The 9,179-nt window shown below is 38.7% G+C and carries 10 protein-coding genes and 1 riboswitch; of the genes, 7 read left to right on the forward strand and 3 right to left on the reverse strand.

Features of this window, described 5'->3' with window-relative positions; translation table 11 throughout:
- Window positions 1-132 precede the first annotated feature (132 nt).
- Window positions 133-285 carry a hypothetical protein gene (locus tag ABES52_RS15950; RefSeq protein ID WP_429652276.1) on the forward strand — a complete coding sequence of 51 codons (153 nt, stop codon included), beginning with the start codon at window positions 133-135 and terminating at the stop codon, window positions 283-285.
- Between the two features lie 44 nt (window positions 286-329).
- On the opposite strand, the gene ABES52_RS15955 is transcribed toward ABES52_RS15950, so the two are convergent.
- Entirely contained in the window at window positions 330-653 is a 324-nt protein-coding gene (locus ABES52_RS15955) for a YbjQ family protein (RefSeq protein WP_429652278.1), read from the reverse strand.
- A gap of 242 nt (window positions 654-895) precedes the next feature.
- Between ABES52_RS15955 and yhbH the strand changes: the two genes are divergently transcribed.
- The 6 genes from yhbH to ABES52_RS15985 all read left to right on the forward strand — a co-directional run bounded on the left by yhbH (window position 896) and on the right by ABES52_RS15985 (window position 7,350).
- A complete protein-coding gene (gene yhbH / locus ABES52_RS15960; RefSeq protein ID WP_429652280.1) occupies window positions 896-2,065 on the forward strand; it encodes a sporulation protein YhbH in 1,170 nt (389 codons plus the stop codon).
- A gap of 254 nt (window positions 2,066-2,319) precedes the next feature.
- A complete protein-coding gene (locus ABES52_RS15965) occupies window positions 2,320-3,162 on the forward strand; it encodes a DUF6612 family protein (RefSeq protein WP_429652282.1) in 843 nt (280 codons plus the stop codon).
- 229 nt (window positions 3,163-3,391) lie between these two features.
- Window positions 3,392-4,006: a matrixin family metalloprotease gene (locus ABES52_RS15970; RefSeq protein ID WP_429652284.1), complete on the forward strand. Its 615-nt coding sequence runs from the start codon at window positions 3,392-3,394 to the stop codon at window positions 4,004-4,006.
- A gap of 20 nt (window positions 4,007-4,026) precedes the next feature.
- Complete coding sequence (locus tag ABES52_RS15975) at window positions 4,027-4,749, forward strand: hypothetical protein (protein WP_429652286.1); 723 nt, start codon at window positions 4,027-4,029, stop codon at window positions 4,747-4,749.
- 412 nt (window positions 4,750-5,161) lie between these two features.
- Window positions 5,162-5,267, forward strand: a riboswitch (SAM riboswitch).
- 115 nt (window positions 5,268-5,382) lie between these two features.
- Complete coding sequence (locus ABES52_RS15980; RefSeq protein WP_429652288.1) at window positions 5,383-6,705, forward strand: Na+/H+ antiporter NhaC family protein; 1,323 nt, start codon at window positions 5,383-5,385, stop codon at window positions 6,703-6,705.
- A 156-nt stretch (window positions 6,706-6,861) separates the two neighbouring features.
- Window positions 6,862-7,350 carry a GNAT family N-acetyltransferase gene (locus ABES52_RS15985; RefSeq protein ID WP_429652290.1) on the forward strand — a complete coding sequence of 163 codons (489 nt, stop codon included), beginning with the start codon at window positions 6,862-6,864 and terminating at the stop codon, window positions 7,348-7,350.
- Window positions 7,351-7,368: 18 nt separating this feature from the next.
- Here ABES52_RS15985 and ABES52_RS15990 read toward each other — a convergent pair whose 3' ends face one another.
- Both ABES52_RS15990 and ABES52_RS15995 read right to left on the reverse strand, forming a co-directional pair.
- A complete protein-coding gene (locus tag ABES52_RS15990; RefSeq protein WP_429652292.1) occupies window positions 7,369-8,028 on the reverse strand; it encodes an SIMPL domain-containing protein in 660 nt (219 codons plus the stop codon).
- 96 nt (window positions 8,029-8,124) lie between these two features.
- The gene (locus ABES52_RS15995) at window positions 8,125-9,072 is read right to left on the reverse strand and encodes an L-lactate dehydrogenase (protein ID WP_429652294.1); all 948 of its coding nucleotides are present in this window, start codon (window positions 9,070-9,072) and stop codon (window positions 8,125-8,127) included.
- Window positions 9,073-9,179: the final 107 nt, after the last annotated feature.

Genomic DNA, 9,179 nt, shown 5'->3' on the forward strand with positions numbered 1-9,179 from the left:
GTAGGTTAACCTACATTCCTTCCAAAGAGAGAGTATTGGAAATATTTGCACCACCACAATTGACAGAGAGCCCCTTTTCATCGTACGATTTCCATTTCACGAGGGAATGATAACAGAGAAGGAGGGAAAAAGATGAAGGATCAAAAAAATATAGAAGACGTGTGGAATGGGTACATGGCTCCCACCATGGAGGATATGATTTGGCTTGGAAAGCAAATGGAAAAATTGCGGACAGAACTGGAAAAGTATAATCGGTACGATGATTATATTGAAGATGAAAAATAAAAAGGGGGGAGCTAATCAGATCCCCTTTTTTCAACATTTATTGGTTATTCTTCATCTTTCATGTAAACGGCCGTGCCCGTAGCTACACACATCATCATGCCATCGCGAAGTGTTTCAAAATCAAGGTCCACCCCGATTACTGCATTTGCACCCAGCCGTTGGGCTTTTTCTTGCATTTCGCGTAGCGCAATTTCTCGGCCTTCAGCTAGCTTATTTTCATAAGAAGAGCTACGTCCTCCAATTACATCCGTTACCGAAGCTAAAAAGTCTCGCACGACGTTTGCACCCATAATCGCTTCTCCAGAAACGACCCCTAAGTACCGTTCCACTTTCTTTCCTTGAAGTGTATGAGTCGTTGATACGATCATATCCATCCCCCTTTCGTTTGATTACTAATATATACGAAAGGGTATCAAAAAAAGATTCATATACTTGTCCAAAAATTTAGGTTTTTGTCTATTTATTGTTCGAATTGGTCAATTATTTGAATTTCATGCATACGATAGAGTAATCAAACAAACTTTCTTGTATTCCATAGTTTTTTTGCCAACATATTGTATGTGACAGAGATGGAATTCGTGAAAAAATTTTTCATAGGAGGGGAAAAAAGGTGACTCATGCGGATAATCAGCAGTTTGTCGTATCGAAAGAAGATTGGTCCCTCCACCGTAAAGGACATGATGACCAACAACGTCATCAAGAAAAAGTTCAGGAAGCGATTCGTAACAATTTGCCTGATTTGATCACTGAAGAAAGCATCGTGATGTCAAACGGTAGAGACGTGATAAAAATTCCAATTCGCTCATTAGATGAATATAAAATTCGGTACAATTATGATAAGAATAAACACGTTGGTCAGGGGGACGGTGATAGTCAAGTCGGCGATGTCATTGCTAGAGATGGTTCGGGTAGTCAAAAGGGACCAGGGAAAGGCAACGGGGCCGGAGACTCGCCAGGGCAAGAATATTACGAAGCGGAAGTTTCGATTTTAGAATTAGAATCCGCCTTATTTAGCCAACTCGAATTGCCGAATTTAAAACAAAAAGAACCTGATTTAAATAAAGTTACATCTATCGAATTTAACGATATTCGAAAAACGGGTCTCATGGGGAACATTGATAAAAAACGGACGATGATGTCTGCCTTTAAACGAAATGCGATGCGAGGGAAACCAAGTTTTTATCCAATCTATCGAGAAGATTTAAAATTTAAAACGTGGAACGAAATAACGAAGCCAGATTCTAAAGCAGTTGTTTTAGCGATGATGGATACAAGTGGCTCGATGGGCGTATGGGAAAAATATATGGCACGTAGCTTTTTCTTTTGGATGATACGGTTTTTACGGACGAAATACGAAACGGTTGAAATTGAGTTTATTGCTCATCACACGGATGCGAAAGTCGTGACAGAAGAAGAGTTTTTCTCAAAAGGAGAAAGTGGAGGAACGATTTGTTCATCTGCTTACCGAATGGCGCTTGAATTAATTCATGAAAAATACGACCCTAATCGTTATAACATCTATCCGTTTCATTTTTCAGATGGCGATAATTTAACATCGGATAACGCCCGGTGTGTAAAGTTAGTGGATGAAATTATGAAACATTCCAACATGTTCGGTTACGGTGAAGTGAATCAATATAACCGACACTCGACATTGATGCAAGCGTATAAAAACGTGAAAAATGAAAAATTTAAGTATTACATTTTAAAACAAAAAGCGGACGTCTTTCACGCAATGAAAAGATTTTTCAAAAAAGATGAATCCAAACAACCCGTTTAAAAATGAAAGGGAATACCTTTCTTTTTTTTGGGCTATTTTTGTTTAATACGTTAATGTGTAATAGAAATGGGGTTTTTTGCACTAGGAATTTAGTCTTTGATTTCAGGAAATATTGCTCATAAATTACAGAACACTGTGAAATCTGGCTGTTTTTATTTTTTTAGCATTGAAAAAAAGTATATGTTATAGAAAAATAGTTAAGATCATGCGTTTTTCTAAAAAACGTAGAGAATAGGAAGTTAGGGGGAACCATATTGAAAAAACTACACGTATTATTGATGGCAAGCCTGTTCGCGATATTACTTGTGGCTTGCGGACAAGAAAAAGTAGCGAACAAAGAAGATGGAAGTACAGGGGGAAAACTGACAGCTGAAGACATACTAATGAAGTCAACAGAAGAGATGGCAGATGTAAAAAGTTATGCGATGAATATTGATGCGAATATTGACATGAATATAGATGGTGAACAAATGTCCATGCCGATGCAAATGGAAGGAAGATATACGGTCGATCCGTTCATGGGACATACGACAACAACAACTGCTTTGGAAGGAGAGGAATTTGCCGTCGATTCGTACTTTGATGGGGAAGCGGTCTACATGGATTTAGGAGGCATGTGGGCTAAAATGACGTTTGATACAGAAGAGCTTCCTGAAGATATAAAAGCACAACTTCAAGGATACGATCCATCTCAAGAAATTGAAGAATTAAAAGCTGTCTCTGATTATATTGATCTAAAAGAACAAGAAGGACAATATATCATCACGATTGATAGTTCCAATGATACGGTGAAAAAATTCATTCTAGAAAAAATGAATAGTTTAAACGGCGACATGATGATAACACACGATTCCGAACAAGCATTAGAAGCCATGAACATTCAAAGTTTATCTTATAAAGTGATGGTTGATAAAAATACATTTTTAGTTAGTCAATTAGAAATGTCGATGTCCTTAACGATCAATGATGGAGAGATGCCGGTCGATATGAAAATGGACATGACAACAAAATACAACCAATATAACGAAATTGAATCCATTGTTGTACCTCAAGAAGCCATTGAGCAAGCAATCGAGATGGACGGAAGTGCGATGTAACGATATAAAAGAGGTTGGCTACTGGCCGGCCTCTTTTTTGTAATTATTTAATGGAACTGAAGGGATGGATTAATTGGTAAAAAAATTTATTCAATGAATTGATCAAAGTCGCATAAAATATTTTAGAAAATTCTGTATTTATTATTGACTAAAATTTAATATATTATAAACTTAATTTATATTAAATATTTACTATTTTGAAAAAATATAGAAGGTGGGAGGCGATTTCATGCGGATGTTCCGTACATACGTAGGTAGAATGGTTGCATTCATTACACTACTAGGTACTTCATTTACCCTTTTCCTTCCAAGTAGTGCATCTGCTTACAATACTTACAACGATCATGTTTTAAATGGAGGGGTTGGAAACTACGGTAACAATAAAAGGTATTATTATATCACTTCATCGGCAAGTAGTTATGAAAGTTTAATTGACCAAGCGATGAATGAATGGATTTATACAACGGAGCGTGTCGGAATTACCACCCCAATTTCATATCGTAAAACAACTACCATGTCTCAAAGTGTTATGGATATTTACGCAGGAAGTTATTACCCGAGTTATATGGGAGTGTTAGGAGAAACTGAATTTTGGAAATATGATACGAAGTTAGACCCTTATCAAGAAAATTGGGGCTGGAACAAAATTAAATTAAATAATCCTAACTTTAATAATCTAAATAGTACAGATAGGAAAGGAACTATTGCTCATGAAATGGGGCATGCTTTTGGATTAGCTCACAACAACTCAAATCCATATGCTATCATGTGTCAACTAGGTTATGGTAGAAAAGTAAGCAATTCACAAGCTGATGATCTCCATGGCATTAATTATCTGTACTAATTTGGAAAGGAAGTGGAAATATGAAAAAAACGCTCTTCGGTGTGATTGCCTTTATCATTTTAGGAACAACTTTTTATATAAATGAAAGTCATTTTAACATCCAAAATGAATCCCTAACCGTTTCTGCCAAATCGGTAGCGGTAGAGGAAAATAGACTAGAGGAAGTAACAAGAAATGAAAGGATCGAAGAAGTCGTGACAGAAGTGGATTTTGAGAAGATATATAACAATGTCGAGGAACTTATGGAAGATGCAACAGTCATTATTGAAGGAAAGGTTTTAGAAACAAGCTCTGTTCATCATGAAGTTGGGGAAGATCGTGTCGTATTTACGAAAGTAAATGTAAAAGTTTCAAAAGTATATACTGGAGATGTAAAAGCAGGACAAGAGCTTACGTTTATTGAACCTGGTGGAATGATTACAAAAGAAGCAGCAGGTGTTGGGAAAAAATTTAAAGATTATCCAAAAGAAAAATTAAAAGAAAAGGTGAAGGTTGTTTTTAATGGTGTACCCAATATGGAAAAAAATGATAAGGTGTTATTGTTTGGTGTGAAATCTGATTTTCCGTTATTGGAAGAAGAACATTATGGTATTTTAGGAGCTCATCAAGGAAAATTTAACATCAAAAACGGCAAGGCTGCTAGATATGTTCCTGACAGTATGGATAACTATTTATCGTTAGAGATGGATGAACTTGATGTTGATGAAAAAATAAAGAAATTATTGAAAGAAAAAGATAAGTAACACTTTAATGAGTAATAATTCCACCGTAATGAGGTGGATTTTTTTTGTTAGGCTCTATCCTAAAATAACTGTGGATAACTTTTGCTGTTATTTTATTCATCGATGTGCCAATGGCAATTGGCATGAATGTCTGTTAAACGATACTATTGATATTTATATATTACGCTTGTAGCGGACGCTTTCCGCGGGGAAGCCGCAGGCCGCTTCCCTCGCTACGCTCAAGTAAGGGTCCTTGCGGCTTCTTGTTCCCGCTGGAGTCGCCGCCTTTAAAAATAAAACAGCCTTTTGTTATATAAAGTACATTATTTGGACCGATTGAATTTTCTATGAAAACACGAAAAAAATATTTGACTTCTCTACTTAATCGTATTAAAGTAATAAAAGTGTAAGTTGAATAGTGGTAGTGTAAGTCTTCTTATCAAGAGAGATGGAGGGACTGGCCCGAAGAAGTCTCGGCAGCGGACTCATTTATTGAGTGCTGTGCCAAATCCAGCAAGCGGATGCTTGAAAGATAAGAAGAGTGTTACTTATGTATAAACATAAGGCCTCTTCTTATTAAAAAGAAGGGGCTTTTTTCATACCTATATTGGCCGAACACTTACATTTGAGACATACAAGATAGGAGTGAACAAGTTGGAAAAGAAGCAAGGAAGTGTGTTGGCGTTATTCCCGTTAGTGGTGTTTTTATCATTGTTCATTGGTTCAGGAGTAATGACTGGAGATTTTTATCAATTGCCGGTGTTAGTAGCGGCTTTACTTGCTAGTGCTGTGGCGTTAGTGATGAACCGAAAAGAATCGTTTGGTGTCAAAGTTGAGCGTTTTGCCAAGGGAGCTGGACACCCGGATATTATGATTATGGTGTTGATTTTCTTATTAGCCGGGGCTTTTTCTGCGACGGCTAAAGGAATGGGGGCTGTGGAATCAACGGTTAATTTAGCATTATCAGTATTGCCTCAAAATATTATCATCGCTGGATTGTTTGTAATAGCGGCCTTTATTTCGTTATCGATGGGGACATCGATGGGAACGATTGCTGCCCTTGCACCGATTGGCGTCGGTATAGGGGAGCAAACCGGGATTTCGTTATCCGTTGCGATGGCAGCGGTTGTAGGTGGTGCCATGTTTGGTGATAACTTGTCCATTATTTCCGATACAACAATTGCTGCCGTTCGTTCGCAACAAACGAAAATGAAAGACAAGTTTAAAACAAACTTTTTTATTGTGTTACCAGCAGCTATTGTGACGATTTTACTTTTCATTTTTGTCACAAGCAGTCAAGAAGTACAAGTGACCATCGGTGAATTCCAATGGGTTAAAGTGTTACCATATGTAGGTGTGCTGATTGCTGCGATTGCAGGTGTGAACGTCATCGCGGTGTTAGCCGGTGGGATCGTTCTTGCTGGAGCAATTGGCTTGGTCGATGGTAGTTATACATTGTCAACTTTTGTAGGCAAAGTGGCTGAAGGATTAAACGGCATGGCGGAAATCGTTATTTTAACGATGTTGATTGGTGGTATCGTAGAAATCATTAAACATAACGGTGGCATTCAATTTTTACTCAACCTGGTGTCTAAAAATGTCCGTTCGCCAAAAGGAGCTCAATTTAGTATCGCTGGTTTGGTGAGTGCGACCAATTTCGCGACAGCCAACAACACGATTTCTATCATTGTAGCGGGTCCGCTAGCAAAACAAATTGCAGATCAATACGACATTGATGCCCGAAAATCGGCAAGTATTTTAGACATTTTTTCTTGTGCCATTCAAGGAATCATTCCATACGGCGCACAGTTGTTAGTTGCTGCGCAAATGGCGTCGTTATCACCGCTTGAAATTATTCCGTTTTCGTTCTATCCGATGTTAATCGCTCTTTGCGGTGCTTTAGCGATTGTATTTAATTTTCCTTCTGTAAAGGCGAAACCCGTACAATCCACGAAAGAGGTATATTTAAATAACTAATGTGTAGCAAGGACTAATCTTCCTTTAAGTAGGGAGGTTAGTCTTTTTTTAACCTGTCTGAATGGGGAACGAACGTACTTCTAAACAAATCAATTGTCTAATAAACAGGAATTTTATATAATCTTATTAAACTTCCAAAAGTTAGGAGGTTAATAAATGATTCGCCGTATGACACAAAGAGATATCCCGGCTGTACAGCATGTAGCTAGAGAAAGTTGGCATGCTACTTATGCAGGGATCATTCCAAAACACGTGCAGGATGATTTTTTACATAACGCGTATTCTGATGAGCAAATGGTGCGAAGATTACAACATTCCCATCTTTGGGTGGCGGAAAAAGATGGGGAGGTTGTCGGTTATGCGAACTTTTCTCCTGTCACCGATGGAAAAGTCGAGCTCGGGGCGATTTATTTGTTACCAGCATACCAAGGACAAGGAATCGGAACGGCTTTATTAAATCGAGGATTACAAGAACTACTTGATGTAAAAGAGGTATGGGTGAACGTTGAAAAGCAAAATCGAATTGGCCGAACATTTTATGAAGCAAAAGGATTTCAATTGGTCAAAGAATTTACCGAAGATTTTGCCGGGCATCAATTGCAAACGATTCGAATGGTGCTTAAGGTAAATGAAAAAAAGAGCTGACCAATACAGCAGCTCTTTTTAATAGTACTTAAATTCACTTTTTACTTTTGCCGTAATGTCGAGCGTACCTGGTGAAATGGGCGTGATTTCTTCATAGGTATCGTAAGTGGCTGCTTTGACGAGTGTTAGGGGACGATCTTCTGTCAGCTCAGTGATGGAAATGGGTGTCTCATCTAACGTGACTCGAATGGCGGAAACAATCGCTCGAGCTTTTTTGAATGACTGATGAACTGCTTGTATGAGCGCTTGTTGATAGTACTGTTCCGGTTGGGAAACGAGAAATTGAATATTGCCGATTTGATTTGCACCATGCTGGACGGCGGTATCAAGGATCGTCCCTACCATCGTTAAATCGTCGACGGTGACTTCGACGAGGTTGACGACTTCATATCCGCGGAAAATCCGTTTCCCATCCACATAATCGTATTGTGGAGTGATACGGTACTGAGACGTTTGGATGTCGTCACGAGGGACTCCAAGATTGACGATCGATGTGATGACTTGATTCATACGGACGGCATTTTCCTGTTGGGCGGATTGAACATTTTCGTTGGTTGTACTTACACCTAAAGTGAGTTTCGCTTGATCAGGTTGAGCGGTCACTGTTCCTTCGCCATAAACAAGGAGCGTTCGTTTTTTTCGTTCCATCTCTTTTTTAACAGGAAGTCGATAATACATAACCGTTCTCCTTTCGTGAAAAGTGCCATTAATTCATTGTATGTAGAGACGGTTCTGTATTTTCGTAAAGAAAAAAGAAGAGGAATACCTCCTCTTCTAACGAATGTTAACGGATTGGATCGTTTGGCGTAACGTGTTTGCGGAATGATGAAGCTGTTTCTGTTCCTCTGGATTAAGCGGTAATTCAATAATTTGTCGAATTCCTTGGCGGTTAATGATAGCTGGAACACCTAGATAAACATCTTCTTCTCCATAGGAACCATCAAGTAAGGCAGAAACGGTTAAAATGCTATTTTCATTTTGGAAAATCGCTTTTGTAATCCGAACAAGTCCCATTGCAATCCCGTAATATGTAGCCCCTTTTAAATGAATAATGTCATACGCCGCATTGCGAACATTGAAAAAGATTTGTTGTAAATCCTTCATTTTCGAGTTGTCATTCATGTACTCTTTTAATGTTTGGCCACCAATCGTTGCATGGCTCCAAACTGGAAACTCCGTATCACCGTGTTCACCCATAATATAGGCATGCACGTTCCGAGGGTCCACTTGAAAGTATGAACCAAGCAAGTAACGGAAGCGAGCAGTATCTAAAATCGTTCCGGAACCAATTACTTTTTCTTTCGGTAAGCCTGAGAATTTCCAAGAAGCATAGGACAACACGTCAACCGGATTGGTGGCAATGAGTAAAATCCCATTAAATCCACTGGACATCACTTGCTCAATAATCGTTTGGAAAATCGCTACGTTTTTTTCGACTAAATCAAGCCGTGTCTCACCAGGTTTTTGGTTCGCTCCTGCCGTAATGACGACTAAATCCGCATCCCGGCACTCATCATATGAACCTGAGCGAATCAGCATAGGCGAAGGAGCAAACGGCATCCCATGATTTAAGTCGCGGGCATCTCCTTCGGCTTTTTTCTCGTTGACATCAATTAACACTAATTCGTGAGCAATTCCTTCATTTAACAAGGCAAAGGCGTAGCTGGAACCGACAAAACCTGTTCCAATAACGACTACTTTATTGGTAAAATTGTGAACCATCCCGATCACCTGCACAAATTTATTTGTGAAATATTGGCTCTCTGTCAATTGTGGTGGTGCAAATATTTCCAATACTCTCTCTTTGGAAGGAATGTAGGTTAACCTAC

The organism is Aeribacillus pallidus (assembly GCF_050478865.1).
Taxonomy (GTDB): domain Bacteria; phylum Bacillota; class Bacilli; order Bacillales; family JACDOC01; genus JACDOC01.